The sequence below is a fragment of the Streptomyces sp. NBC_00239 genome, assembly GCF_036194065.1.
In the GTDB taxonomy this organism is placed as follows: domain Bacteria; phylum Actinomycetota; class Actinomycetes; order Streptomycetales; family Streptomycetaceae; genus Streptomyces.
This window is the reverse complement of record NZ_CP108095.1, coordinates 7,851,045-7,877,305: the sequence shown is the minus strand read 5'-3', so window position 1 is coordinate 7,877,305 and position 26,261 is coordinate 7,851,045. Positions and strand designations below refer to the sequence as shown.

At 72.2% G+C, this 26,261-nt stretch carries 20 protein-coding genes; 12 read left to right on the top strand and 8 right to left on the bottom strand.

Annotated features, from left to right (window positions below; genetic code table 11):
* Positions 1-89: 89 nt before the first annotated feature.
* Both OG764_RS34825 and OG764_RS34820 read right to left on the bottom strand, forming a co-directional pair.
* On the bottom strand, positions 90-416 hold the full coding sequence (locus OG764_RS34825) for a hypothetical protein (RefSeq protein WP_328972330.1): 327 nt from the start codon (positions 414-416) through the stop codon (positions 90-92).
* Between the two features lie 17 nt (positions 417-433).
* Positions 434-6,625 (bottom strand): DNRLRE domain-containing protein, encoded by a 6,192-nt coding sequence (locus tag OG764_RS34820; RefSeq protein ID WP_328973270.1) that lies wholly within the window; start codon positions 6,623-6,625, stop codon positions 434-436.
* Positions 6,626-7,152: 527 nt separating this feature from the next.
* Between OG764_RS34820 and OG764_RS34815 the strand changes: the two genes are divergently transcribed.
* The 10 genes from OG764_RS34815 to OG764_RS34770 all read left to right on the top strand — a co-directional run bounded on the left by OG764_RS34815 (position 7,153) and on the right by OG764_RS34770 (position 18,328).
* A complete protein-coding gene (locus OG764_RS34815) occupies positions 7,153-7,407 on the top strand; it encodes a hypothetical protein (RefSeq protein WP_328972329.1) in 255 nt (84 codons plus the stop codon).
* Between the two features lie 229 nt (positions 7,408-7,636).
* Positions 7,637-8,347, top strand: coding sequence for a DUF4232 domain-containing protein (locus OG764_RS34810; RefSeq protein WP_328972328.1), 711 nt, complete (start codon positions 7,637-7,639; stop codon positions 8,345-8,347).
* A gap of 159 nt (positions 8,348-8,506) precedes the next feature.
* Entirely contained in the window at positions 8,507-9,430 is a 924-nt protein-coding gene (locus OG764_RS34805) for an NAD-dependent protein deacetylase (RefSeq protein WP_328972327.1), read from the top strand.
* A 116-nt stretch (positions 9,431-9,546) separates the two neighbouring features.
* Positions 9,547-10,089 carry a GNAT family N-acetyltransferase gene (locus OG764_RS34800; RefSeq protein WP_328972326.1) on the top strand — a complete coding sequence of 181 codons (543 nt, stop codon included), beginning with the start codon at positions 9,547-9,549 and terminating at the stop codon, positions 10,087-10,089.
* Between the two features lie 163 nt (positions 10,090-10,252).
* The gene (locus OG764_RS34795) at positions 10,253-11,740 is read left to right on the top strand and encodes an FAD-dependent oxidoreductase (protein WP_328972325.1); all 1,488 of its coding nucleotides are present in this window, start codon (positions 10,253-10,255) and stop codon (positions 11,738-11,740) included.
* Positions 11,741-11,761: 21 nt separating this feature from the next.
* Positions 11,762-12,799, top strand: a complete 1,038-nt coding sequence (locus OG764_RS34790; RefSeq protein WP_328973269.1) for a cupin domain-containing protein — start codon at positions 11,762-11,764, stop codon at positions 12,797-12,799.
* 3 nt (positions 12,800-12,802) lie between these two features.
* Positions 12,803-14,776, top strand: a complete 1,974-nt coding sequence (locus tag OG764_RS34785) for an aminotransferase class I/II-fold pyridoxal phosphate-dependent enzyme (protein ID WP_328972324.1) — start codon at positions 12,803-12,805, stop codon at positions 14,774-14,776.
* A 9-nt stretch (positions 14,777-14,785) separates the two neighbouring features.
* Positions 14,786-15,832 carry a methyltransferase gene (locus OG764_RS34780; RefSeq protein ID WP_328972323.1) on the top strand — a complete coding sequence of 349 codons (1,047 nt, stop codon included), beginning with the start codon at positions 14,786-14,788 and terminating at the stop codon, positions 15,830-15,832.
* Positions 15,829-17,103 carry an MFS transporter gene (locus tag OG764_RS34775; RefSeq protein WP_328972322.1) on the top strand — a complete coding sequence of 425 codons (1,275 nt, stop codon included), beginning with the start codon at positions 15,829-15,831 and terminating at the stop codon, positions 17,101-17,103. The genes OG764_RS34780 and OG764_RS34775 overlap by 4 nt, the downstream gene beginning before the upstream one ends.
* 1 nt (position 17,104) lies before the next feature.
* On the top strand, positions 17,105-18,328 hold the full coding sequence (locus tag OG764_RS34770) for an ATP-grasp domain-containing protein (protein WP_328972321.1): 1,224 nt from the start codon (positions 17,105-17,107) through the stop codon (positions 18,326-18,328).
* 139 nt (positions 18,329-18,467) lie between these two features.
* Here the strand turns inward: OG764_RS34770 and OG764_RS34765 are convergent, their stop codons facing one another.
* Together OG764_RS34765 and OG764_RS34760 are read right to left on the bottom strand one after the other, a co-directional pair.
* A complete protein-coding gene (locus OG764_RS34765) occupies positions 18,468-18,872 on the bottom strand; it encodes a transglycosylase SLT domain-containing protein (protein ID WP_328966664.1) in 405 nt (134 codons plus the stop codon).
* 527 nt (positions 18,873-19,399) lie between these two features.
* On the bottom strand, positions 19,400-20,113 hold the full coding sequence (locus tag OG764_RS34760; protein ID WP_328972320.1) for a hypothetical protein: 714 nt from the start codon (positions 20,111-20,113) through the stop codon (positions 19,400-19,402).
* A 330-nt stretch (positions 20,114-20,443) separates the two neighbouring features.
* Between OG764_RS34760 and OG764_RS34755 the strand changes: the two genes are divergently transcribed.
* Positions 20,444-21,088: a dihydrofolate reductase family protein gene (locus OG764_RS34755; protein ID WP_328972319.1), complete on the top strand. Its 645-nt coding sequence runs from the start codon at positions 20,444-20,446 to the stop codon at positions 21,086-21,088.
* A gap of 251 nt (positions 21,089-21,339) precedes the next feature.
* Here the strand turns inward: OG764_RS34755 and OG764_RS34750 are convergent, their stop codons facing one another.
* Entirely contained in the window at positions 21,340-21,825 is a 486-nt protein-coding gene (locus tag OG764_RS34750; RefSeq protein ID WP_328972318.1) for a DUF6328 family protein, read from the bottom strand.
* A gap of 199 nt (positions 21,826-22,024) precedes the next feature.
* On the opposite strand from OG764_RS34750, the gene OG764_RS34745 reads away from it, so the two are divergent.
* Positions 22,025-22,561, top strand: a complete 537-nt coding sequence (locus tag OG764_RS34745) for an NUDIX hydrolase family protein (protein WP_328972317.1) — start codon at positions 22,025-22,027, stop codon at positions 22,559-22,561.
* 150 nt (positions 22,562-22,711) lie between these two features.
* Here OG764_RS34745 and OG764_RS34740 read toward each other — a convergent pair whose 3' ends face one another.
* The 3 genes from OG764_RS34740 to OG764_RS34730 form a co-directional block, all read right to left on the bottom strand.
* Positions 22,712-23,311: a hypothetical protein gene (locus OG764_RS34740; protein ID WP_328972316.1), complete on the bottom strand. Its 600-nt coding sequence runs from the start codon at positions 23,309-23,311 to the stop codon at positions 22,712-22,714.
* A gap of 77 nt (positions 23,312-23,388) precedes the next feature.
* A complete protein-coding gene (locus OG764_RS34735; RefSeq protein ID WP_328972315.1) occupies positions 23,389-24,666 on the bottom strand; it encodes a ricin-type beta-trefoil lectin domain protein in 1,278 nt (425 codons plus the stop codon).
* 158 nt (positions 24,667-24,824) lie between these two features.
* Positions 24,825-26,186, bottom strand: coding sequence for an FAD-dependent oxidoreductase (locus OG764_RS34730; protein ID WP_328972314.1), 1,362 nt, complete (start codon positions 26,184-26,186; stop codon positions 24,825-24,827).
* Between the last annotated feature and the right edge of the window lie 75 nt (positions 26,187-26,261).

Sequence of the window (26,261 nt, the reverse complement as noted above, 5' to 3'; positions counted from 1 at the left end):
ATCCGGCACGAACGCCGACGGCCCCGGTACGCACCAGGTGGGTGCGTACCGGGGCCGTCGTCATTCACTGCGGCCGGGCGGCCGGGTCGCTACGTCCAGCCGGTCGCGGAGCGGATGGTCTCCAGCTCCTCGCCGGTCGGCGTACGGAACTCGAGCCGCTCGTCGTACCAGTCGAGCACGCCGCTGCGCAGCTCGTCCGCCAGCTCCTCCAGACCGTCGGTCTCGAACATGTCGTTCGCGTCCGCGGGCCGGCCGGGTGCCGCCTCCTGGTACAGGAAGACCTGGATGTAGTCGAAGGTCTCCCCGCCCCGGTCGTACGCCATGTCGCCGGCGGCCACGCGCAGGTAGAAGGCGCGGCCCTCGGCGTCGGCGCCGATGCCCAGGAGCCCGTCCAGGGCGGCGTGGTCCTGGCTCATCCGTGTGCCTCCCTCGCTCACCGGCGCCACCACGGGCGACGGTGGTAGACGTGGTAGTTATTCTTCCACTTCCCCTTGCCGGAGTTGCGGTACTGGAAGTTGGACTTCCAGTGCCCGTCCGCCTTGTACTGCGGACGCCGCCACTGGCGCAGGCCGTTGCGGGAGATGCGGCCCAGGCCCTGGCCGAAGCTGCGGGAGCCCCGGCCGACCCACATGCGGCCCGCCAGCCAGGACGTGGCGCGGCTGGCACGGATGCCGCCGCTCATGCCCTTCGCGGCGCGCGCGACGCGGACGATGCGGTAGGCCCGGTAGGCCCAGGCGGCGGCGCCCAGACCCGGTACGAAGCTGACCGCGGTGAGGGCTATGTCCACCTTGTGGCGCTTGGTCCAGTTCCAGACCTTGCCCCAGAACCGGCCGTCGAGGTCGAACTCGTTGACCGGGTCGCCCGGGTAGCCGTACGCGTTGTCACCGCCGCCGTAGACCGGGTCGAGCGACAGGAAGCGGCCGCTGACCGGGTTGTAGAGGCGGACGCCCATCAGGGTGAGGCCGGTGAGCGTTTCGGTCGAGCGCTCCTTGGCGCCCAGCCAGTTGTAGCGGGTGGCCGGCTGCCCGGCGCGCGGGTTGCCGTACTCGTCGCTGTCGAGGACCACCGGCGTCTTCGAGGTGTCCAGCGGGAGCTGGAGCGCGATGTCGCCGTGGATCGTGGTGATCTGCAGGACGGTGTCGCCGGTCTTGCTCGTGGTGGCGGCCAGGTCGCCGGAGGCGGACTCCACGTTGCGGGAGATCGCACCGGTGGCGGTGTCCTCGGTGATCCAGCGCGGGTTGTCGCTGTCGCCGTCGTAGTGGTTGACCTTGGAGCCGGTCAGGGTCCAGGTGGAGCCCGAGCCGGTCTCGGTCTTCCAGCTGCGCAGGCGGTGCGCCGCGTCCAGCTGCCAGGTCTGCCGGTTGGTGCCGGCGATCTGCTGGTGGACGAGGTCGTTCGCGTAGTAGCCGAGCGTGGTGCCCGGGAGGGCGGTGGTGCGCCCGAACGCGTCGTACGTGTAGCCGGCGTCGACGATGCGGTCGGCGCTGTCGTACGTCGTGTTGGCGGTGGTGCCTCCGGAGGTGGGGCAGTCGGCGCCGGGGGTGCCGGGGGCGGAGGTGAGGGACTTGCGGTTGGTGCGGCTGTCGAAGGTGTAGGTGCGCTTCGTGCAGACCGTGTCCGCGGTGTCCTCCACCGAGGTCAGCCGGCCGGTGGCGTCGTAGCCGTACAGCTGCTCGGACCAGCCGTTGTGGTCGGTGACCTGGCCGTGGATGGATTCCGTGACCGTGTCGGTGTAGACGACGGTGCCGTCGCTGTCACGGGTGTAGACCCGCTTCAGGGGGGCGCCGGTGGTGTCTTCGGTGGTGGTGACGGTGTAGCCGCCGGGCAGCTTCTCGGAGCTGACCGAGCCGTCCGCGTCGTAGGTCGCCTGGAAGGCGCCCGCGATCGAGTCGGTGGTGGCGGTGGCCATGCCGCGCGGCTCGACGGCCGCGTCGTAGGTGTAGGTGACGGTCGACGGCGCGTTGTCGCCGACCTTCACCGGGCGGTCGAGCAGGTCGTACTCGGTGGTCGTGGTGCCGCCGTCGGCGTCCGTGTAGGACACCATGCGGCCCAGCTTGTCGTAGACCTTGGTGACCGTGCCGCCGGTCGGGGAGACCGCCTTGACGGCCTTGCCGGTGGCCGGGTCGTACTCGGTGGTCGCCTCGGGGACGGCCTGGCCGGTACCGCCGGAGATGACCGCCTTGGTGATGCGGCCCGCGGCGTCGTAGGTGTTGGTGGTGGTACGCGTGACCCCGTTGGCGGTGTCGATCAGCTTCGCGTTGTTGCCCCACCAGTCGTATTCGGTGGTGGTGGTCGGGAGCTGGGCCGGGTTGCCGCCGCCGCCGGTGATGGCACCGGCCGGGCCGGTGGAGCAGACCAGGTCGGCCCATTCGGGGCGGCCCTGGCAGGCGCCGGTACCGGTAGCCGACCAGTACGTGGTCACACGGGTGCCCGCGTCGGTGCCGGTGGCGCCGGGCAGCCGCTGCTTGGTGATGCGGCCCTGGTCGTCGTACTCGGTGGTCGTGGTGATCGCCAGACCGCCCGGGTCCTTGATCGCCTGGGTCGGGACGCCCTTGGCCCAGTCGTAGACCGTCTGGGTGGTGCGGCCCTCGCCGAGGACGGTCTGGTGCTCGCGCACCTGGGCACCGATGGTGCTCTTGGTGATCTGGTCCTTGACCTTGGCGGTGCCGTCGGTGGGACGGCCGGCGTCGTACTCGTTGACCGTCCAGGTGCGGGCGGTCACGGAGGTGCCCTTGGGCACCAGGACCGCGGCGCCGTCCTTCAGGTCGGCGGTGAGCTCGATCCGCCGCAGCGGGCCGAACTCCTCCAGCTCGCGCGTGCCCTTGTCGTCGTAGACGGAGCGGGTGGCCAGCAGGTCCGCGCGGTCGGCGGCGGTGAGCGAGCCGATGCCCAGCTCGGCCTGGACGGCGCGGTCCCCGGCGCTGACGCCGAGCGCGACCTCGCGGTTGCCCGCGGTCAGCTCGCGCACGGTGTTGCCGAAGCGGTCGTACTCCGTGGTGGAGATGCGCCCGCCCGGAGCGGCGGAGTTCACCGAGCGCCCGGAGACGCCCATGTAGGTGACCTCGGCGCGGCCGTACGAGCCGGCCGTGAGCACGTCGCCGGAGTGGGACGCGGGAACCACGTCCGCCGGGAAGACGGCGGTGCCGTCGGTCGGCGCGTCGGTCTGGCCCCAGGCCTTCACGTCGCCGGCACCCATGGCGTAGGGGGCCTTGGCGCCGGTCAGCGGGACGTCGTACACGACCGAGGTCGTGGCCGTGCCCTGCTCGACGTTCGTGGTGCCCTGCTGGAGGCCGGAACGGGAGGCCTTGAGCAGCATGCCGTCACCGGCGGTGGCGGCGCTGCCGGCCTGGCCGTACGTGAAGGTCCACGGCAGCTCACCGGGCAGGGTCTGGGTGGTGACCCGGCCCGCGGAGTCGTAGGCGTACTCCGTCTTCAGCGCGGGGCTGATCAGCGGGCTCCACGCCTGGCGCAGCCGGCCCGTGCTGTCGTACGCGTACGACTGGACCGTCTTGGCGGTGGCGGCGGCCGCACCGGGCTCGGTGGACCACAGGCGGATCTCCTTCACCTGGCCCGCGAAGTCACCGAACGCCATGGTGGTGGCGGTGGTGGTGTCGGCGTAGGCGAACTCCAGCGCGCGGCAGCCCTTGGCGGACGGCGTGGCGGTGCAGGTGGCCGCGCTCACGGCGGAGGTGGGGGCGATGACCCGCTTGGGGCGGGCCAGCTTCTTGCCGTCCACGGTCACGGTCTCGGAGACCACCGTGGTGGCGGTGTTGGCCAGGCCGTTGAGCAGGGTCGAGGAGACCTGCCAGGTGGTGGCGGCCGCGTCGGGCTTGGTGAATTCGGTGACCGTGCCCTCGGTGTCGGACAAGGTGAACGAGCCGGTGACGCCGCCCGTCAGGGTCAGGTCCTCGGCGCCCGGCTCGGGGATCCAGCCGGTCTTCCCCGCGTTGGCGGTGAAGTGCGTCTCGTCGCCCTCGGTGCTCACGACCGTGACGGCCGTGTCGGAGGTCTTGCGCAGGTGGGAGTAGGCGGACTCGGTGTCCTCGGCCAGCGTGCCGGAGACCCACTCCTTGCCGAAGACGGCCGCCTGGCCCTCCTGCTTGGCCGCCTTGTCCGGGGTACGGGAGGACGCCGTGCGGGAGACGGTCAGGCCGAAGGAGGAGAGGTCGGTCGCGCTGAGGGTGTAGTCACCGGTCAGGAGGTTGACCGTGCCGGGGCCCACCTCGTCGGTCGCGGCGCCGGAGGCGTTGCGGTCGACGATGACGGTGAGCGGCTGGGTGGCGCCGGTGGCGGAGTTGGGGCCGGTGAAGTCGGCCTTGATCTGCACGGTGCCGTCGGGGTTGACGGTGTCGGTGGCGTTCCAGACGAGTCCGGCGTTCTTGCCGCCCACGAGCGGGACGGGCCACGCGGTCAGCGGGGTGCCGCCGGAGGTGACGTCACCGGCCGGGATGGTGGTCCAGGCGTCGGCCTCGGAACGGCGCCACGAGAACGACACCTTGTCGTACTTCGCGCCGTCGGCCTCGGCCACCAGCGGCAGGCGACGCGCGGTGCGCTCGCCCTCGGCGGGCTGCACGAAACCGCCCGGACCCGCGTGGAAGGTGTACGAGACGGGCTCCGACTTGTTGTCGGCCTTGTCGACCGCGCGCACCTGGAGGGTGTGGGTGCCGTCCTTGGGCGGGGTGACGGACAGCGTCTTGACGCCGGCCGTGCCGCCGGTGACGACCTTCGTCCAGGTCACGCCGTCGAGGGACCACTCAAGCCAGTTGTGGTCGGCGGCGGGCGGGGTGACGGTGAAGTTGCCCGCCTGGCCCGCGCCCTTGACCCAGGCGCTGGACGGGTAGTCCGTCGAGCTCAGGGCGGTGGGGGCGGAGGGGGCGGCGGTGTCGACCGTGAAGGTCTTCCAGGCCGACCAGCCCAGGTTGTAGTGGGTGCCGTCGTACGGGTTCGTACGGAACTTGTACGTCTTGCCGTTGGCGAGGACACCCGCGGGGACGGTGACGGCCGCCGGCTGCCCGGAGTTCACCCACGGAGAGACGATGACGTTGCCGACCTGGGTGTCCGTCGCGGAGTCGAAGATCTGGAAGGTGCCGTTGACCTTGTCCCCGTTGGCGTCGACGAAGGTGTCGCGCAGGGTCGGGGTGGTGGTGTTGACGACGTAGGCGCCGCCGTACGAGAAGAACGGCGCGCCGGCTTCCTGCTTCGTACCGGTCTTGGGCCGGTAGTTGTAGGTGACGGTCAGTTTGGGCGGGTTCGAGGCGGCGTTGGCGGAGTTGACCCGCTTCCACTGCTTCGTGTTGTTCTCGTCCGTGGCGCGCAGGCCCATGCCGGACACGGTCCACTTGTTGTTGGCCCAGTGCTGGACCAGGCTCGTGGCGTTGGCGTTGACCCAGCCGTCGGCGGTGCAGGCCGCGTTGCCCTTGGTCTCGGTGGAGGTGGCCATCTTGGTGACCATCGACGGCTGGTTCGTCCAGCGCGAGGCCGTGGACGCGTTGTTCGCGGTCCACAGCTCCCAGGGCTGGGCGGTGCAGTCGGTGTTGCCCGAGTGGAAGTTCCACAGCGACAGCGTCGCGGAGGAGATCAGCGCGTCCGCGACCGGAGCCGTGTTCCACGTGATGAACGAGCGCGCCGTGCGCCAGGTGCCGTCGGCGTTCTTCGTGCCCGGATTGCCCAGGTCCAGCTCGGTGTCGTTCGACCAGTCGACCGTCTCGCCCTGCTGGACGTACGTGTCGAAGAGGTTGCCCAGCGTCGACGTCGACGGGTCGACGGTCACCGGGTACTTCGTGGCGGGGTCCGCGAGGAACTTCGCGTCCGGCGTGATGACCAGGTCCACGCCGCCCTTGACCTTGACGACCTTCAGGCCGACCTTCGCCCGGCGGGTGTGCTCACCCGAGACCTTGTCGACGGTCGCGTCCCACATGACCGGCGCGGGCATGGTGGCCGTCTTCTTGGACTTCTTGTCCGTGAAGAGGACACTGCCGTCGGCCTGCTGCGTGACCTTCAGACCCTTGGTCCGCAGCGGCAGCGTGTAGGAGAACCCGGCCGCCGGCTTCGCCTTGACCTCGACGAACTGCTCGAAACCGGTACGCGTGGCCTCCACGACCACGTCCGCGCCCGGAACCGCGTTCTCGTAGGTGGCACGGGTGCCGTCCAGCACCGGCTTCGGCAGACCACCACGCCACTGGAGGGTGATCGCCTGATCGCCCTCGCCCAGCGTCACCAGATCGGTGGCGGGCGCGGACTTCGCCGCCGCCAACGATGCGGCCTTCTTCCCGGACTTGCCCGCGAGCCTCAGCCCACGCGGGTGCGCCTTCGAGGAGACCGAACCGTCCACGGCCTCGGTGAGCGCAACGTCAACGTTCCGCCACTCACCCGTGGCCGCGTCACGGAAACGGATCGGACCCGCCGCGATCTCCGACGTCAGCGAACCGTCCTTGTTCACCCACGTCGTCGAGGTCTCCGTACGCTCCGACAGCGCCTCGACACGCTTGCCGGACAGCCGCGCGGCCACCCGGGCCGACGCTATGTCCGCACTGGCGGTCACGGTGGTCGGCTTCGTCACGGCGGCGGGCCGCTTCGCGGGCTGCGCCACGGCGGCCTCGGCGCCGTAGATGGTCGAGACCGCCATCAGCAGGGCCACGCCGGTGGCGGTGGCACGGAGTCCACCCGGGCTTATGCCGACGTGGGTGCCCCCCGCCACCGGCTCTTCAATGTTGTCCAAGGACTCCACAATCTCCCCTGAGCAGTTTCCGATTGGCAATCGTCACACCGCACCCATGCGGGCGACCTAAACGGACCCTAAGGATCAACTTCGGAAGCCAAATGGGACGATCTTGCTCTAAACGGAAGATTTGCGGAACTCATCGTTATCGAATCGCCACTCGCGCAAACCTCTGTTCACCGGAGGGCGTCCCTCCCGTTGGCGGTCGCGACCTTCACTCCGTCGACGCAGGTGGAGGGGGTGACGGAGCCGGTGACGGGTGCCCGGGGGGCGCGGGGGGAGACGGTGGGGGCGTACAGGGGGCGCAAATTGCCGGAACGATACAGCAGAGGCATTGGAGTGAACCGCCGTTCCCGTCAGCGCCCCAGGCCGGTTGGAACGACCGACGCGCACATCCACCGGGCGCGTCGTTCCACCGATCCATTGGGAGAGTCATGCGTATTCGTTCTGCTGTCACCGCGTCCGTCCTGGCCGCCGGCATCCTGCTGGGCGGGGCCGGCGCCGCCCTGGCCACCGACGGGGCGGGCATCGACGACTTCTCCGGTGGCCACGCGGGCTTCTCGTCCCACTGCTCCACGCTCGCCGCCGTGCCGCACATGCTCCCGGCGTTCAACGGCCCCATCTACACCTCCAACTGCGCCTCCGAGGGCGAGCTGGAGTGGGTGAAGGGCCACCACCTGGGTCACTGACCCGAAACGGCAGGTACCGCGGGGCGGCCGACGGCACTGTCGGCCGCCCTGCGGCGTTCCCGGTCGCAGAAGTCCCATGAGGGTGGAGGCAGCGCACGCACGGCTCGACGACGGAACAGTCACATCCACATGCGCGAGCTGTAACGGTTCCTCGCGGGGGTGTGAATCCGCAGGTCAGGGCGGGCATCCTGTCCGCATCCAGCCAGTACGCCGGCAGCCACGGGGGCTCATGATGCGCACATTCCGTACGACCAACCACGCCCGGACGCTCGGAGCCCTCGGGCTCGCCGCCTCCGCGCTCCTGGCCGTCACGGCCTGCGGGCCGAGCGACGACAAGGCGGGCGACACCCCGCCGTCGAAATCCCCCGCCTCCCCTTCCGTCTCCGCCCCGGCACCGGCCGTTCCCGCGCCCTCCGCGTCGGCCCCCGCCGAGCCCGCGCCGTCCGCTCCCGCGCCGGGCCGTCCGGGCGAGGCCGAGGGCGACCCGACGGGCATCGACGGCAACTGCCCCGACGAATACGCCCAGGTCACGGTGGAGTGGGCGGTGCCCCCTACGAAGGACGACTCCAAGCTCCTGCTGACGGTCACCAACACCGGCCCCAAGCCCTGCAAGCTGCGGAGCCATCCGGTGCTCCGGCTGGAGGACGGCAACGGCCGGCTCGTGGGCGTCTTCCAGAACTCCAAGCCGCAGACCGAGGTGACCCTCGCCCCCGGCAAGGAGGCGTACGCCGGTCTCCTCCTGCGCCAGAGCAACAAAGAAGTCAGCACCCTCGTGAAGAACATGGCCCTCGCGCCGCACGGCCAGAAGCCCGAGAACAACACGGGCGAGGGCTCTCTCCTGCAGATGCCGAAGGGCGGCGTGTACGTGGACGACAAGGCCCGCGTGACGTACTGGAACACCAGCTCGGAAGCGGCCGTGACACCCCTGTTCCCCCACTGACGGAGCCGCCGGCACCGTCGTGACGCCGGGCGACGGCCGACGCGGCAGGGCCCCGGGGGTGCGTACCCCCCGGGGCCCTGCCGCGTCGGCGGTGCCGGGACGCCCGCCTGGCCGGCGGCGGGCCGTGCCGGTGCGCCGTCCGTTCCGTACGCTGGTGGCATGCGCATGAGACCGACTCTGAGCTGGACACCCACCGAGGAGCCCGGGCCCGGCAGCACGGATCCGGGGCCGGTCGCCGACGCGCTGAGCGCCGGAGGCGTGCTCGTGCTCAGCGGGGCGGGCATGTCCACGGAGTCGGGCATCCCCGACTACCGGGGCGCCGGCGGGAGCCTCAGGCGGCACACGCCGATGACCTACCAGGAATTCACCGCCGGTGCCCAGGCCCGGCGCCGGTACTGGGCGCGCAGTCATCTCGGCTGGCGCACGTTCGTCCGCGCCCTGCCCAACGCGGGACACCGGGCGGTGGCGGCGTTCGAACGGCACGGCGTGCTGTCGGGGGTGATCACCCAGAACGTCGACGGCCTGCACCAGGCCGCCGGCAGCGCGGACGTCGTGGAACTCCACGGCGGCCTGGACCGGGTGGTCTGCCTTTCCTGCGGCGCCCTCAGCGCGCGCCGCGCGCTCGCCCGGCGGCTGGAGGAGGCCAACCCGGGCTTCGCGCCGGTGGCCGCCGCGATGAACCCGGACGGTGACGCCGACCTCACCGACGAACAGGTCGGGGACTTCACCGTGATGCCCTGCTCGGAGTGCGGCGGCATCCTCAAACCCGACGTGGTGTTCTTCGGCGAGAACGTCCCGCCGCGGCGGGTCGAGCACTGCCGCGAACTGGTCGCGGGGGCCACCTCGCTGCTGGTCCTGGGCTCCTCGCTGACGGTGATGTCCGGACTGCGGTTCGTCCGCCAGGCGGCCCAGGCCGGGAAGCCCGTATTGATCGTCAACCAGGACCCGACCAGGGGCGACCGGCACGCCACCACCCGGGTCGCGCTCCCCCTGGGAGCGACCCTCACCGCCCTCGCCGACCGGCTGGACGTCCCCGTCGACGGCCGGCCGGCACCCTCTTCGAGGCGAACGACCTCCACCTGACCGGCGGCTCCCGGCGGGGTCGCGGCGGGCGGGCGGGGGGCGGGGGAAATGCGGGTGCTCTCCCGGGTGGTCGCGGTTACCCTGCCTCGTCGGAACACGGTCACGGAGGCACCCTCATGAGCAGCACAGCGTCGTCGTTTCCCGAGCGGATCGAGCTCTCGGGAGAAGGGCTCGTCCTGCGCGACTGGACGGAAGCGGACCTGGCCGCGATGCCGGAACTCTTCGACCACCCGGACATCGCGTACTGGACGCCGATCGTCACCCCCTTCGACGAGACGGCCGCCCGCACGCGCCTGGACCGGGCCCGGCAGCTACGGGCGGACGGCACGGCGATCCTCCTCGCCATCACCCTCGACGGCGGCGCGCCGCTCGGCGAGGTGATGCTGCGCCGCGCCCCCGAGGGGACCGAGCTCGGCTACGCGGTCGGTCCGGCACACCGCGGGCAGGCCCTGGCGGCGCGGGCGGTGCGGGTCATGGCCGGCTACGCCTTCGAAGAGCTCGGCGCGGACCAGGTGATCCTCGAACTGGAGGCCGAGAACGCCGCCAGCGTCACCGTGGCCGCCAAGGCGGGCTTCCAGCTGCTCGACGTGCCGCTGATCACCGGTCAGGAGAAGGGCCGGCCCTACAGCCTGCAGACGTGGGGCCTCTCCCGCCCCTGACATCGGCACCCCCGCCCTCGGCCGTCGGCGGACCGGCGAGTCCGGCGGCCGCGCAGCACCTGCAGGGCCCGGCTCCAGTGGTGTTCCAGTCGGTCTCGATCTCCCGTGCATAACTTCCGTAGTCAACTAGCCAAGTGACACGGACAGTTGGGAGAGCCAGCTGATGCACAGCCACGGCACGCCGCCCGACGAGGTGGAACAGAACGGCACCGCTCGACCGGACATCCCACCACTCCCCGGCCCCGGGCCCAGCCCGGGATCCGGCCCGGGGCCCAGCCCAGGACCAGGCCCCGGACCCGGGCGCGCCGCAGTCGTCGGCGCCGGGATCAGCGGCATCGCGGTCGCGCTGCTGCTCGCCCGCGACGGCTACCGGGTCGACGTCATCGAGAGGCGCACCGAGGGCGAGACGACCGACACCCTCGGCAGCGGCCAGCGGACCATCAACTTCACCCTGTCGGGCCGCGGCCTGCGGGTGCTGGAGCGGCTCGGCGTGGCCGACGACGTCCTCGCCGGCGCCGTCACGCTCCAGGGCCGGATGGCCCACATCGGCGGCCGCCCGGTGCTCCAGCGCTACGGCACCGCGGACGCCACCCTGTACGCGATCAAGCGCGGCGACCTGCTCCGGGTGCTGGTGAAGGCCGCGTACCAGGAGTCCGGTATCCGGCTGCACTTCGGCCACCGGCTCACCGGCATCGAGGCCGGCCGGGTCCTGCTCGCCCGCGAGGGGGACACCGACACCGCGCTCGACTGCGACTTCGTCGTCGGCGCCGACGGCGTGCACTCCAGGACCCGCGAGCACGTCCTGCGCGGCCCGTTCGTCGATTTCGAGCGCGCCCACTTCCCGTGCGGCTACGCGGAACTCACCGTGAGCGCCGAGGACGCCCGCACGCTGGGCCTGGCCCCGGACATCCTCCACTGCTGGCCGGCGAAGGACGCCGCGCTCGTGGCGATCCCCAACGACGACGGCTCGTTCTGCTGCTGCTTCGTCCACCAGCGCGACGGTCAGACCGATCCGCGCCGCGACTTCGAGCGGTGGTTCCCGGCGCTGTACCGCAGCGCGGCCAGCCTGCGCGAGTCCCTTCGGGACGCGCCGTACTCGGGCCTCCTGAGCACGAAGGTGTCCCGCTGGCACAGCGGCGGGGACGTCGTACTCGTCGGCGACGCGTGCCACGCCGTGTTCCCGTTCTACGGGCAGGGCATGAACGCCGCCCTGGAGGACGCCGTCGCGCTGTCCGAGGCGCTGCGCGGCCACGGCGACCGCGCCGAGGCCTTCGCGGCCTTCGAGGACCGGCGGCGCGCCGACACCGAGGCGCTCTCCGAGCTGTCCTCCCACCACTTCGACTACCTCCGCGAGGGCGTCGGCTCCGCCCGGCTGCACAGCCGCCAGACGATCGACCGGTGGCTGGCCGGCCGGGCCCCGGGCCGGTGGCACTACGAGTACGAGCTCGTCGCGCACAGCGAGCGCCGCTACAGCGAGGCCCACCGCATCATCCGGCGCCAGGCCCGGATCAGACGCGCCACCGGCCTGATCGCCGCCGAGTCCGTGCTCGCGGGCATCCTCCGCGGCCGGGCACTCCTCACCGACCGGGCCCTCCCGACCCGTCGAGCACTTCCGGCCCACCTGGCACTTCCGACCCAGCAGAAAGGCTGAACCATGGACCCCTTGACCCACGTGACCGTCGTCCCCCGGCAGGACATCCCCTCGATCGGCGAAGTGCTCGTCGACGGCCGCACGATCGATCTCGGGGAGCAGCGGGACTTCCGCCGCAACGACACCCTGGCGCGCTTCCTCCCGGAGGACTCCCGGCTGTCGCTGTCGTGGACGCACCTGCCCGCGGGCCGCACCCTCGAGCCGCACGTCCACCCGACCGCCTCCATGATCCTCGTGACCCAGGGCTCGGGCCGCGTGGTGGGCCAGACCGAAGCCGAGATCGGCGAGGGCGACGCGGTCCTGGTCCCCGCCGGCTGCTCGCACGGCTTCGAAGGCGGCGGCGAGAAGGGCCTGTTCGCGCTGTCGGTGCAGTTCGAGGGCGCCGGGCTGTACGAGGACCCGGCCGACGCCCGGGTCCGCATCGCCGACCGGGCGACCTCCCTCGACGAGCTGATGGCCTACAACGAGCGCCGTCTCGCCGCGCACGTGGACATCCCGTTCTTCCGGCTGCTGCGGGACGGAGCCCTGTACGACGAGGCCGCCCGCGGGGTCTTCCTGGACCTGCTCCAGTCCTGGTCGGCCACCTTCCAGCGGCTGATGTTCCTGCGGCAGGGCCTGTGTTCGCGGGAGCCGTTCGAGGGCGTCTACCGGCAGCACCTCGCCGAGGAGTACGGGCACGACGGCCTGCTGACGCCCGCCGTCACCGGCAAGCGGCGCCGCGACCCGGTGGTCGAGGCGACCGGCACCTGGTTCCTCAACCGGATCATCTCGTTCGACGAGCTGGAGAAGACCGCCCTGGTCCACCTGGTCCTGGAGACCAGCGCGGACGCCTTCCACACGGAGGCGGCCAAGCTGTTCGCCGACGACGAGCTGCTGGCGCCGTACTTCGGCATCCACAGCGACCACGACGAGGGCCACGCGGAACTCGGAGTGGAGCTGGTGTCCGGCCAGCACCCCCGCACGTACCTGCGGCTGCACGAGGTGCTGGAGGAGAGCTGGGACATGCTGGAAGCGATGCTCGACCGGATGGCGACGCTGGTCCTCGCCGAGCGGGGCTGACCGGTGCGCAGAGCCTCCGACATCGACGCCCTGGAGCAGGTGCTGTGCGCGGCGCTCGGCTCCGGCGCCCCCGTGTGCTCCCTGGCCCGGCTCGACCACCTCTCCGGGGCGTTCGCCGCCCTGGACCCCGAGGTGGTCGAGCGCCCGACCCTGATCGGCGGCGGGGCCCTGTACAACCCGACGAGCCCCGCCCCGGGGCACGACGTGCTCGACGCGCTGGTCCGCCGCGCGCACGCGCTCGGCGCCGAGCAGATCGTCGTACCGCACGTGCGCCGCGTCGACGACACGCGTGCGCTGCGGGCGGCCGGATTCGTCCCCGTACCCGCCGGCGACGAGTCCGTCGTCCGGCTGACCGGGGACGTGGACGAGGCGCTGCGCACCCGTATCGGCGCCCGCCGGCTGCGTGACCTGCGCCGCCGCCACCACGCGCTCGGCCGCGAGGTCAGCTGGGAGCGCATCCCCCTGACCGGACTCGGCGACAAGCCCTGGGCGCGCGAGGCGTTCCTGGAACTGCACCGGGACCACGCCGAGCGCCACGGCGGCAGCTACAACCCGTACGACGCCGAGGCCCTGGACGCGCTGGCCGCCGGCCCGCTCGCCGGGCGCGCCGAGCTGCTCGTGCGCCGCCACATGGACGTCACCGTGCAGGCCGGGCTGCTGATGAGGTCCCACAACGGCCGGGGCGTCTACTACCTCACGCAGGCGATCCGCCACGGCCACCCGGCCGCGCTGCGCAACGTGTACGTGGCGACTTTCTACGGGCTCTACCTCGACGCCCGGCGCGACGGCCTGGACTGGGTACACCTGGGCCGGGGCGGCGCCGACGCCAAGCGCCGGCTGGGCGCCGACCTGGTGTACCCCCTCGACCACTGGGTCCGCGCCCCCGGCCTCGTACTCCCCGGGGCCGAAGGGGACGAGGAGCCGCGGCTGTCGGTCTTCGCGACGCCGCCGGTCGCCGCGGCTCCCGTACCCGGGCCGGTCCGGGGCCGCCACCGGCCCCGGTTCGACACGGTGGACCTGTCCAGCAACACCAACGCGCTGCTGGGCGCCGAGGGCCAGTACCCCGACCTCGACACGGCCGACCTCGCCACGGCCTACCTGGACGCGCTCTCGAAGCTGCCGGGCGACGGCGGCGCGGGCGAACTGACCGCGGACCACGTCCTGTTCACCAGCGGCGCGGTCGACGGCGTGGCGCTGCTCCTGATGGCACTGACCGCGCCCGGCCACCGCGTGTGCGTCACACCGCCCACCTTCGAGGCGTACGACCACTGGGCGCGCCTGCTGCGCCTGCCGGTCGTCGAGGCGCCGCTGCGCGGCGACGACCTGTCGGAACTCGACACCGAGCGGATCCTGGCGGCCGACGCACGGGTGACCTTCCTGTGCGATCCGAGCAATCCCGTGGGCACCAGGCTGGACCGCGAACAGGTCCTGGAGGTCGTCGGCGAAAGCCGCGGCCTGGTCGTGGTCGACGAGGCGTACGTCGAGTTCAGCGAGGGCCCCTCGTACGCCGACCTGCTCGCGCGGTACGACAACCTGGTGGTGCTCCGTACGCTCTCGAAGGCGTGGGGCCTCGCCGGGGCGCGCTGCGGGGTGGTGCTGGCCGCTCCCGGCATCATCGAGGCCCTGCGGCGGGTGCAGGTGCCCTTCGGGTTCACCGCCCCGGCCCAGAACGCCGTACGCGCCCGGCTGACCAGCCCCCGGCAGGTGCTGGCCGCACTCCCCCGGATCCGCGCCGAGCGCGCCCGGATGGCCGCGGCGCTGGCCGAACACCCCCTGGTGGACCGGGTGTTCCCGTCGGAGACGAACTTCCTCCTGGTGCGCCTGTACAAGCACGACCACGTCCTGGACCTGCTCCGCGACGCGGGGATCCTCGTCGCCGACACCTCGCACGTCGTCGCGGACACGTGCCGGATCACGATCGGCACCCGCCACGCGAACAACACCCTGCTCGAAGCCCTGTCCCTCCCTTCCCTGTGAGGTAACGCCATGCAGCAGCAGCCCATCTCGGCAGACCAGTGGAACCGCCTCTGCACCCTCATGAACGGCTGGGTCTTCACCCAGACCCTGGCGACGGCGTGCGAGGTCGGCCTGTTCGACGCACTGGACAAGTACCCGGGGAGCACCGGCGAAGTGCTCGCCAAGGAGCTGTCCCTCGACGCGCACGGCACCCGCGTGCTGCTGCTGGCCTGCTCGGCGCTGGACGTCGTGGAACGCGACGGCGACGGGTACCGCAACAGCGAGCTGGCGGCCCGGTTCCTGGTGACCGACGCCCCGCAGTCGATGGCCTCCTTCGCCGTCTACAACCAGAAGATCCAGCAGCAGGGGTCGACCCACTTCACCGCGGCGGTCCGCGAGGGCCGCGCCGCCGGCCTCGACGAGTTCCCGGGCTCCGGCGACACCCTGTACGCGCGGCTGGCCGAGCGCCCCGCGCTGGAGTCGCTGTTCCAGGAGGCCATGGGGGCGTACACCCGGCTGTCGCCGCGCATGCTCGACGTCCCCCAGCTCGACGAGGTGGGCACCCTCGTCGACGTCGGCGGCGGCGACGCCACCAACGCGCTGCGGCTGTGCGGGCGCCACCCCGGCCTGTCGGTGTCCCTGGTCGACCTGCCGTCGGTCTGCGGGATCGCCGAGGAGCGGATCGCGGCGGCCGGGATGGAGCAGCGCATCGACTGCCACCCGGCGGACATGTTCGAGGACCCCTGGCCGAAGGGTGACGCCATCCTCATGTCGCACCTCGTGGAGATCTTCGACGAGGAGCGCATCATGCGGCTCTACGACAAGGCCTTCGCGCAGCTGCCGCCCGGCGGCAAGCTCTTCATCTGGACCCTGACCTGCGACGACGACGAGGCCGGCGGGCTGCAGGCGGCCAAGTCGTCCATCTACTTCCTCACCGTCGCCTCGGGTCAGGGGATGGCCTACCCGGCCCGGCAGCACGAGCACTGGCTGCGCGAGGCCGGCTTCGCCGAGGTCGAGCGCTCGGACGTGCGCCACCTCGACCACACGCTGCTCGTCGCGACCAGGAAGGCACCATGAGTGCGCAGGCCCCGCCACGGGGCGGGCGGGCACTGATCGACGGCTATGCGGACGCCTACCGGGGGCTGCGCCCCGAGGTGTGGCTGCTGGCCCTGGTGATGTTCGTGAACCGGGCCGGCACCATGGTGGTCCCCTTCCTGTCCCTGTACCTGACCCGCGAGCTGGGGATGGGCGCGGGGACGGTCGGCGCGGTCCTCGCGGCCTACGGGGCGGGCGCCGTCGCGGGAAGCTTCGCGGGCGGCTGGGCCCTGCGGCGGGCCGACGCCTTCCGGGTCCAGGCGGGCTCCCTGGCCGGCACGGCGCTCGGCTTCCTCGTCCTGTCCGCCCTGCGCGAGCCGGCCGCCGTCGTGGTGTGGGTGGCCGTCCTCGGGGCGCTGACGGAGAGCTTCCGCCCGGCCAATGCCGCCGCGCTGAGCGCCTGCGCGCCGCCGGAGGTGCGGCGCCGTGCGTTCGCCCTGAACCGCCTGGCGGTCAACCTCGGGATGACCGCCGGACCGGCTCTCGGCGGGCTGCTCGCCGGCGTCGGATACGCCTGGCTGTTCGCCGTCGACGGCCTCACGTGCGTCGTCGCCGCGGTCGGTGTGGTGCTGGTGTTCGACCCGCGGCGTCGGGGGCGTACGGGCGAGGAGGCGCCGGGGGCCGGGGATCCCTCCGGGGAGGCGTCCGGGACGCCGGCTGAGGACGGGGACGGCGGGCGGTGGTGGCGGGACGCGGGCTACCTCGCCTTCCTCGGCTGCCTCGGCCTCACCCTCCTGATCTTCATGCAGGTCTCCAGCGCCTACCCGCTGTACCTGCTCGACCACCACGGGATCGACGAGGCCTCCTTCGGCCTGCTGCTGGGCGGCAGCTCGGTGATCCTCGTCGTCTTCGAGGTGTGGATCACCCACCGGACCGAGGCCGTGGACGCGCGCCGGATCCTCGCCGCGGGCGCGCTGCTCGTGGGCGTCGGCTTCGGCCTCACCCCGCTGGCCGGCGGCCCGCTCGCCCTGGCGCCCCTGGTCGTCGCCTGGACCGTGGGAGAGATCCTGATCATGCCGACGTCGATGGCCGCCGCCGCGTCCCTGGCAGCACCGCACGGCGCGGGCCACATGTCCGCCTACTTCGCCACCTTCTCGGTGGCCTTCATCCTCGCCCCGGTGGTGGGGCTCGGCCTGTACGGGGCCGCGCCGGCGTTCGTCTGGTGGCTGTCACTGGCGCTGGCGCCCGTCATCGCGGCCGGATTCCTGGCCAACCCACGTCTACGCCCCTCTTCGCACGGCCCAGGAGGCTGACATGACGCACGTCGCCCTGATCGGTGGCCCCCGCCCCATGCACGCCGCGGTCCTCGCCCGGGCCCGGGTCACCCTCGTCGAGCGCCGCTCCCGCGCGGACACCGCCGACCTGCGGGCCGGGCACGCCCGGCTGCTGGTCGTGGACGACGAGGAGCGGCCGGAGACCGTCGCGGCCCTGGTCGCCGCGGTGCACGCGGCGGACCCCGTCGAAGCCGTGGTCTGCCTGCACGACGAGGAGCAGCTCGTCGCGTCCGTGGTCGCGGCGCACCTGGGGCTGCCGTTCCTCGACGCACAGCCCGTGCTGTTGTCCCGCGACAAGGCGCGGATGCGCGAGCGGCTGCGCGAGTGCGGAGTGGAGGACATCGCGTCGGCCCCTGTGACCGGCCTCGACGCGCTGCGCGGCTTCGGCGCACGGGTGGGGTACCCGGTCATCGTCAAGCCGCTCGAAGGCCAGGGCAGCCTGCACGTCACCGAGATCGTCTCGGAGGAGGCGGCCGTCGCCCACTGGCCTGCGTTGAGCGAGCCCGGCCTGCCGCTGGTGGCCGAGGAGCGGCTGCGCGGACCCGAGATCAGCGTCGAGTGCGTGTCCGAGGCGGGACGGCACCGGTTGGTCGCGATCACGGGCAAGACCATCGATCCGGCGAGCTTCGTGGAACTGGGGCACGTGGTCCCCGCTCCCCTCGGCCCGGCCTTCGCACCGCACGTGTTCGCGCACGTGCAGCGCGTGCTCGACGCGCTCGGGATCACCGACGGCCCGTCGCACACCGAGGTCATCCTCACCGAGCGCGGGCCGCGCACGGTCGAGACGCACACCCGGGTCGGCGGCGACGGCATCGCCCGCCTCGTCGAGCTGGCCACCGATCTGCCGTTCGTCGACCTCGTCGTACGGCAGGCCCTCGGCGAGCGGGTCCTGGACGAGATCAAGCCCTTCGAGGACGCGCCGAGGGCTGCCGCGCTGCGCTTCGCCTTCGCCCCCGCGACGGGCCGCGTGACGCGGATCTCGGGGATCGATGAGGCGCGCGCGGTGGAAGGCGTGGTCGACGTGACGGTCCGTGCCGCGGTCGGCGAGCGGGTCGAGCGGCGGCGGCACCACGCCTGGCGGCCGGTCGCCGTCACCGCGCTCGGCGCCGACTCCGACGAGGCCGTCCGCCGCGCGGAGGCGGCCCTGGACCGCGTACACATCGAGGTCGAGCCCGAGCCGCGGCTTGGGCCGGCGGCCGGGTGACGGGCACGGACACGGACACGGACACCGTCGAGGCAGCCGGACCCGGGCCGGGCCGGGGCACCGGCCGGGTACGCGAAAACGCCCGGCCGGGGAAGCCCCGGCCGGGCGTTTTCGTGTGGTGACTGCTGCCGCTGGTGGTTTAGTACCAGTGGTTCTGCTGCCAGAAGTTCCAGGCGCCGACGGGGCTGCCGTAGCGGTCGTTCATGTAGTCCAGGCCCCACTTGATCTGGGTGGCGGGGTTGGTCTTCCAGTCCGAGCCGGCGGAGGCCATCTTGGAGGCCGGGAGGGCCTGGACCAGGCCGTACGCGCCGGAGGCGGAGTTGGTGGCGGTGTGGTTCCAGCCGCTCTCGTGGGACACGATGTTGCTGAAGGCCTGGAACTGGGCCGCGTCCGGGATCATCCGGTGCGCGATCGCCTTGGCGTCCATGGGAGCCGCCTGCGCCGGAACGGCGGCAAGCAGGGAACCGGCGGCGCCGAGAGCGACGACGGTGCCCGCGAGGGCCTTCTTGGAAGCGGCGATACGGCGGATGACGGCGTGGGACACGGAAAGCCTTCCATCGGGAACAAGGGCGGTCGCCGCATGCCGAAGACATGCGTGAGCCACTCACGCAAAGGAGAGGGGTTCGTCCGCGGCGGGTGTTGCACCCGGGCCGGCTGGCGACATCAACCAGTTAGCCAGGCCGCCGGCGGCCTGGCAACGACGCCCGGTACTAGCCCCGATCGCAGCCGCCGCCCAACGGCCCCCCGCCGGCCGAGGCCGCATCCGCGCAGGTCGGCACCGGCGTGAAGGGGGGTCCGGCGGCGGGCCGGGGGGCTACTACCGCGGCTCGTATGTGACGTGGGTCCTGTGGGCCGCCTCACCGCCACAGGCCCCCGATCTCACCCCGAGTGACCGCCCGTACCCCTTTCAGGGGTGTGTCCCGGCCCACTTCCGCCCCCAGAATCGAAGGAAACCGACGCATCGAACACCGCTTTTCCCAGCCCGCCTCGCCCGGCGCCCCGCCCCCGCCTTCGCCCGATCTCGGATCCCGGCGGCCGCGGGCACCCGTGGGCGGGGCCGGGGCGCGGCTGTCAGGCGGCGGTGTCCCAGGCGGTGGTCAGCCCGTCCAGCCACGCCGGCGGCAGCTCCGCGGCGTCCCACTCCTCCCGCAGCTCCCGCGGCGCGTTGACGAGCCGCTCCAGCACGGCGGTGCACGTGAGGGAGTGGAGGAGCGAATAGCGGCCGTGGATCGCGATGGCGCTGTCCGGTCCGAACGCCGCGAAGAGCCGTTCCAGCCGGGTCCGGTGGGCCGAGGCGAACTCGGTCAGGCGCCCGGCGTACCCGGCTCGCTGCCGCGCGCTCATCGTGGCGAGGACGGCGGCGAGCACCTCCTCGGTCACTTCCGGATCGAGTTCCGAGGCCGCGGTGAACGACAGGTACACCGGGGTGAGCGCCACCCGCGTCCGCTCCACTTCCATCCGCCCGGCCCGCGAACGCCCCTCGTCCGCGCCCACCACCCGTACCAGGGACCGCTCGGCGACCACGGCGAGCTCCTCCAGCAGGCCCCCGGCACCGTCGAGCCAACCCGACTCGTACGCCGCGCCCTTGTCGCCCGGGGCGCTCCGGCTGCCGCCGCTCAGCTCCCCGTGCGCCAGCGCGAGCGCCCCCGCCTCGACCAGCCCGATCAGTTGCCGCGCATCATCGGAAGAGACCCCCGCCCGCGCGAGGAGCTGCACCAGCGTCATCCTCGCGTTGTCGACACTGACCTCGTCGGGCCACTGCCGTCCCTCACCGGCCGCGCTCATCGCTCTTCCTCCTCATCCCTCGGACTGTGCGTCACGTACAACGAGATCACTCTTTCGACGATCCAACGCCCGGCGACCGCGCTGCGCTCCCCTGCGCCGCACGTGCCGCGCGTCGAAACTACCGAGTCGCCCGTCCGCGCTCGTCCAGTGTGGCCCGCGGCACTCCCACCCCACGCGGCAGGGCGGCCCCGGATGACGGCCGGTCTGCTCCCGCGTGGCGCGCCGAGCGATGGCGGGCCGCCCGTCCGACGATGGGCCGGTCGGGGCCGCGGCGATGAGTCCGGCCGGCTCCGGCAGTCCCACTGTGGTCGACAACGCGGGAGGAAGCACGTGAAGCAACTGTTGAGGGTCCAGAACTTCGGTGTCTCGAGTGACGGATTCGGGGCCGGGGACGGGCAGAGCCTGGAGCGACCGTTCGGTCATGCCGACCCCGGGGACCTGCTCTCCTGGGCCCTGGCCACGGCGAGCTGGCCCGGCCGTACGGACGCGGGCGGGAGCCGGGGGCTCGACGACTACTTCGTCCGGGACTTCGCGCGGAACATCGGCGCCGAGATCATGGGCCGCAACAAGTTCGGGCCCCAGCGCGGGCCGTGGCAGGACCTCGACTGGCGCGGCTGGTGGGGCGACGAGCCCCCGTTCCACACCCCGGTGTTCGTCATGACCCACCACCCGCGCCCGTCGTTCACGCTCTCCGACACCACGTTCCACTTCGTCGACGGCGACCCGGCCGCCGTCCTGGAGCAGGCGCGGGAAGCCGCGGACGGCAAGGACGTACGGCTCGGCGGCGGGGCCGCCACCGTCCGGGAGTTCCTCGACGCCGACCTCGTCGACACCCTGCACGTGTCGGTCTCGAAGGTGCGCCTCGGATCCGGCGCACGGCTCTGGGAGTCACCCGACGAGCTGCGCGACCGGTTCCACCTGGACGTCGTGCCCAGTTCGAGCGGGGTGACGCACCACCTGTTCTGGCGGAAGTGACCGGCGGAGGCGCCACGGGGGGCACCTCAAGGCGGCGGGCCGGTCAGGGGCCGAGGGTGTGCAGGGACAGCCACAGGGCGAGGGTCGCGGCCAGCGGCGAGTGGAAGAGGCCCTCGTCGTCGCGGAGCTTGGCGAGCACCAGTACGGCGGCGAGGAGCGCGCCGCGCCGGCGCGGGCGGCGATCGAGTCCCGGCAGCTGCCGGGCAAGACGGTGATCACCGTAAGACGGGGAAGGGATCGCGGCCGGAGGGTCAGTCTTCGGCGGTGTAGCGGATTCGGGCCCAGAGGGGCAGCGCGAACCAGCAGAGCAGGTACCAGGCCAGTACGCCGCCCACGAGCCACGGGACGATCGCGTTGTCGGTGGCGACCCGCAGTACGAGGAGGAGGGCCGCGGTGCAGGTGGCGAGCAGGAGGATGAGGCCGATGAAGGTCAGGCGCGCGGCCCAGGCCACCGCCTCGGGTTTGATCCGGCGGCCGGAGACGATGCGGTGGAAGGCGACCGGTCCGATGAGCGCGCCCGTCGCGAGGGAACCCAGCACCACGGTGATGACGTAGATCGTCTTGTCGGTCTGTTCGAGCCCCCGGAAGACGGGCGTGAAGACGACCGTGAGCAGGAAGCCGAAGAGGATCTGGACGCCGGTCTGGGCGACGCGGATCTCCTGGATGAGTTCCTGCCACTGCCGGTCCGCCCGTTCCTGCACGGTCTCGTCCCGTCCGGCTTCGCCGGCATCCGACATAGCGCCTCCCTGGAGTGTCCCGGAACCCTCGCCTACCCCGGAGGCGCCCCCTCATGCTCCGGCAACCCGCGGGCCGGCGAAACCGGACCGGCGGTCCGCATGAGTCGGCCACGGCCCGGCGGACACCGTCGATCTCGGCGTGCCGTTCCGCACCCCGCATATCCTGCGCCGCGCCCTGTCCGGAAAGTATGATCACGCAATGTCTGACACGACCAAGACCACGCCCGGCTGGCTGACCACGGACGAGTTGGAGACAGCCCGGGCCCAGATGCCGATCCTGTACGTGGAGGCCGTACCCGTACGCGTGGATGACAGCGGCCAAGTCGTCAGCATCGGACTGCTGCTGCGCATCGGGCCGGACGGCACGGTCAGCCGGACCCTGGTCTCCGGCCGCGTCCTGTACCACGAGCGGGTCCGTGACGCGCTGCTGCGGCACCTGGAAAAGGACCTCGGGCCGGTCGCGCTCCCCCGCGTGCCCGCCTCGCTGCAACCCTTCACCGTCGCCGAGTACTTCCCCACCGCGGGTGTCACCTCGTACCACGACCCGCGCCAGCACGCCGTGTCCCTCGCCTACATCGTGCCCGTGAGCGGCGACTGCCGGCCCCGGCAGGACGCCCTCGACCTGGTCTGGTTCAGTCCGGAGGAGGCGGCCCTGCAGGCCGTGCAGAGCGAAATGCCCGGCGGCCACGGTGTGCTGCTGAAGCAGGCGCTGGCGTACGTGGGTCACACGTACTGACTCGACGGCTTCCTGAAGCACGTCGCGCGGCGGGGCGCGCGTGGGTCGCCACCCGCGAGCAGATCGCACGGCACCGGCTCGCCGCGAACCCGCCGCCGCGCCGAGCGGCGCCCGCGCCGGTCTCCGGCCGAGCGCCGCCCGCAGCGGTCTCTACACGTGGGCCGTGCCGCCATCGGCCGCCATCGCGTGGGCGATGCGCCGGTTCGTCTCGCGCCATTCCTCCAGCGGCGGCTTGGGCAGCACGTCGCCCCACAGCGGCAGGCAGGTGCCGCGCATCTGCAGCATGCCCTCGGGCCGGGCCATCAGCCAGAAGTGCAGGTGCGAGCTGCCGTCGCCGTACCGGTTGACGTGCACGCGGGCGATGCCGCCCAAGGACAGCACCGCCCGCTCCGCGCGCTGGATCATCGCACCGAGTTCCACGGCCCGCTCCGACGGCATCTCGTGCAGGTCGAAGTGCTCCTTGGACAGCAGCATCACCAGGGCGGGCAGCCCCTCGGGCTGCGGGAAGCCGTGCACCTGCCAGTGCTCGTCGCTCCACAGCAGCCGGCCCTCCCCCGGCGAACAGCCGTGGCAGTCGGTGCCGTTGTCGCCTTCGCGCGGCGGTTCGGGCAGCACGGGTTCGTCCAGCACCTTGATCCGGACGTCCCCGTCGTAGGGGAACACCTCCCAGAACGGGATCCCGTCGGCCGGCAGGGGTATCTGCTCGCCGATCGGCAGCCGCTTGACGAAATCACTCGGTTCCACAGTCATGGGCCGCAGCCTCGCACGGCCCTCCGGGCGCCGCTTCGGCGGGCCCCGGACCGCTGACCTCCGGTTTCTCGCGCGGGTCAGCTCGTCAGGGTCCACTTCTGGTTCGGGTTGCCCGTGCACCACCACTGCAGGACCGGGGTGCCGTCCGCCGAGACCTGGTCGCGGACGTCGACGCATTTGTCGGCCTGGACGTTCACCAGGTCCCGGGTGGCCGCGTTGTAGTCGAAGCGCTGCGCGCCGGTGCCGTTGCAGTCCCACAGCTGGATCCTGGCGCCCGGCTCCGTCGATCCGCTGCTCACGTCGAGGCATTTGCCCAGGGCCCGTACCGTGCCGTCGCCCGGCAGGGTCCACCGCTGGGCCGCGGTGCCGTTGCACGTGTAGAGCTGGACCTGGGTGCCGTTGGCGGTCTGGGACCCGGCCACGTCCAGGCACTTGCCGGCGAGGCCGACGAACGTGCCGCCGGCGCCCCCGCCGCCCGAGGTCGTGACGCGGACGTGGTCGACGACCAACTGGCTCGGGAAGGGGGTCGAACCGTCCGGCAGACCCGGCCAGTCGCCGCCCACCGCGAGGTTCAGGATCAGGAAGAACGGCTTGTCGAAGACCCACTGCCGGCCGCCGAGGTCGGCGGGGGTGCGGCGCTGGTAGACCTGTCCGTCCACGGACCAGGTGATCGAGCCCGGCGCCCAGTCGACGGCGAAGGTGTGGAAGTCGTCGGCGAAGGCGCGCCCACCGGAGAGGGTGTAGGCGGCGCCGATGCCGCCGCCGCCCGAGTACCCGGGGCCGTGGAGGGTCCCGTGGACGGTGGAGGGTTCGTAGCCGACGTTCTCCATGACGTCGATCTCGCCGCTGTTCGGCCAGCCCACCTGGCCCAGGTCGTGCCCGAGCATCCAGAACGCCGGCCACATGCCCTGCCCGCGCGGCACCTTCATCCGCGCCTCGACGTGTCCGTACGCCTGGGTGAACCGGCCGGAGGTGTTCAGCCGGGCCGAGGTGTACTCGCAACGGCCGTACCAGCATTGGTGGTTGCCGGGGTTCTCGCGCCGGGCGGTGATCACCAGGTTGCCCCGCCCGTCGAGGGCGGCGTTGGCGGCGCCGGGCGTGTACCACTGGCGTTCGTGGTTGTTGACGTTGTCCCCGGTCTCGATCTGCCACTTGCCGGGGTTCACGGCGGACCCCGCCGGACCGTCGAAGGTGTCCTCGAAGGTGACGGCGGCAGCGGCGGCGGCGACCGGGGTTCCGGCGGGCGGCGGCGCGGCGGCCGCCGGCCCCCAGCCGAGGACCGCGGTGAGGGCGGCCGCGGCGAGGGCGGCCAGGCGTAACGGGCGTCGGCGCGCGGAAGGGGGCGTGGCGGGCATGGAGTCCTCGATTCGAGTACTGGTCCAGACCTGAACGTGGGCCGAGTGAACCGCCACCGCCGTGCCCATGTCAAGACCATGGGAACGCTCCCACGCCGTCGCCCCCGCACCCCCGAGAGGCCTCGGGGATGCGGGTCGGGGTCGGGGTTGGGGTCAGGTCAGGCGCCGCTGGCGTCGAGCATGCCCTCGCGCTCCACGATCTTCACGCGCTCGCGGCCCTGCGGTTCGCCCAGCGCCTTCTCGGCCGCGTCGAGGCGGTACCAGCCCTCCCACGTGGTGTAGCGCACGCCCCGCCCGGCGAGGAACGCGTCGACTGCGTCGGGGGCGGGCTGGGCCGGGACCGTCAGGCGGCCCCCGGCGTGGTCGGCGAGCAGGTTCGCGACGGTCTCGTTGGCGTCGCCCTTGGTGTGTCCGATCAGGCCGATCGGGCCGCGGCGGATCCAGCCGGTGACATACGTCGACGGCAGGTGCTGCCCGGCGGCGAGCACGCGGCCGCCCTCGTCCGGGACGGTCCCCGAGGCGACGTCCCAGGGCAGCTTGGGGAGTTCGTCCGAGAGGTAGCCCACCGCGCGGTACACCGACCCGACGTCCCAGGTGGTGAACTCGCCGGTGCCGCGGACGTTGCCGGTGCCGTCGAGTTCGGTGCGCTCGGTCCGCAGGCCGACGACCTTGCCGTCCTCGCCGAGTATCTCGGCGGGCGATTCGAAGAAGTGCAGGAACAGTTTGTGCGGGCGGTCGCCGATGTCGCGGATCGCCCAGTTCTCCAGGGTCTTGGCGACCATGTCGGCCTGCTTGTTGGAGCGGCGGGTCGCGATCGAGCCCTCGTCGTAGTCGATGTCCTCGGGGTTGACGATGACTTCGATGCTCGGCGAGTGGTCGAGCTCGCGCAGTTCCATCGGGCTGAACTTGGCCTGCGCCGGGCCGCGACGGCCGAAGACGTGCACTTCCACGGCCTTGTTGACCTTGAGGCCGTCGTAGACGTTCGGCGGGATCTCGGTGGTCAGCAGTTCGTCGGCCGTCTTGGCCAGGATGCGCGCGACGTCGAGGGCGACGTTGCCGACGCCGAGCACCGCGACCTTCTCCGCGTCGAGCGGCCAGGTGCGCGGCACGTCCGGGTGGCCGTCGTACCAGGAGACGAAGTCGGCCGCGCCGTAGGAGCCGTCGAGCTCCACTCCGGGGACGTCCAGGCTGCGGTCGGCGGTGGCACCGGTCGAGAAGATCACGGCGTCGTAGAAGGAGTGCAGGTCGTCGAGCGTGATGTCCGTCGGGTAGTCGACGTTCCCGAAGAGGCGCACCTGCGGCTTGTCGAGCACTTGGTGCAGGGCGGTGATGATGCCCTTGATGCGCGGGTGGTCCGGGGCGACGCCGTAGCGGATCAGCCCGAAGGGGGCCGGCATCCGTTCGAAGAGGTCGATGGACACGCCGGGGTCGGCGGCTGCCTCGGATTTGAGCAGCGCGTCCGCGGCGTAGATCCCAGCGGGACCGGCACCGACGATTGCTACGCGCAGGGGGCGAGGCATGGCAATTCCCTTCGAACGTCACATCACGACACGATCAAGAGAACCCTAAACTAAGGCGACCCTAAGCTGGCACCC

Excerpts from the sequence above, each read along its gene's own strand:
- OG764_RS34825 (WP_328972330.1), bottom strand. The coding sequence starts at position 416 with ATGAGCCAGGACCACGCCGCCCTGGACGGGCTCCTGGGCATCGGCGCC.
- OG764_RS34800 (WP_328972326.1), top strand. The coding sequence starts at position 9,547 with ATGAGCAGCACAGCGTCGTCGTTTCCCGAGCGGATCGAGCTCTCGGGA.
- OG764_RS34750 (WP_328972318.1), bottom strand. The coding sequence starts at position 21,825 with ATGTCGGATGCCGGCGAAGCCGGACGGGACGAGACCGTGCAGGAACGG.
- OG764_RS34740 (WP_328972316.1), bottom strand. The coding sequence starts at position 23,311 with ATGACTGTGGAACCGAGTGATTTCGTCAAGCGGCTGCCGATCGGCGAG.
- OG764_RS34780 (WP_328972323.1), top strand. The coding sequence starts at position 14,786 with ATGCAGCAGCAGCCCATCTCGGCAGACCAGTGGAACCGCCTCTGCACC.
- OG764_RS34810 (WP_328972328.1), top strand. The coding sequence starts at position 7,637 with ATGATGCGCACATTCCGTACGACCAACCACGCCCGGACGCTCGGAGCC.
- OG764_RS34770 (WP_328972321.1), top strand. The coding sequence starts at position 17,105 with ATGACGCACGTCGCCCTGATCGGTGGCCCCCGCCCCATGCACGCCGCG.
- OG764_RS34760 (WP_328972320.1), bottom strand. The coding sequence starts at position 20,113 with ATGAGCGCGGCCGGTGAGGGACGGCAGTGGCCCGACGAGGTCAGTGTC.
- OG764_RS34795 (WP_328972325.1), top strand. The coding sequence starts at position 10,253 with ATGCACAGCCACGGCACGCCGCCCGACGAGGTGGAACAGAACGGCACC.
- OG764_RS34730 (WP_328972314.1), bottom strand. The coding sequence starts at position 26,186 with ATGCCTCGCCCCCTGCGCGTAGCAATCGTCGGTGCCGGTCCCGCTGGG.
- OG764_RS34735 (WP_328972315.1), bottom strand. The coding sequence starts at position 24,666 with ATGCCCGCCACGCCCCCTTCCGCGCGCCGACGCCCGTTACGCCTGGCC.
- OG764_RS34745 (WP_328972317.1), top strand. The coding sequence starts at position 22,025 with ATGTCTGACACGACCAAGACCACGCCCGGCTGGCTGACCACGGACGAG.
- OG764_RS34820 (WP_328973270.1), bottom strand. The coding sequence starts at position 6,625 with ATGGCGGTCTCGACCATCTACGGCGCCGAGGCCGCCGTGGCGCAGCCC.
- OG764_RS34805 (WP_328972327.1), top strand. The coding sequence starts at position 8,507 with ATGCGCATGAGACCGACTCTGAGCTGGACACCCACCGAGGAGCCCGGG.
- OG764_RS34815 (WP_328972329.1), top strand. The coding sequence starts at position 7,153 with ATGCGTATTCGTTCTGCTGTCACCGCGTCCGTCCTGGCCGCCGGCATC.
- OG764_RS34775 (WP_328972322.1), top strand. The coding sequence starts at position 15,829 with ATGAGTGCGCAGGCCCCGCCACGGGGCGGGCGGGCACTGATCGACGGC.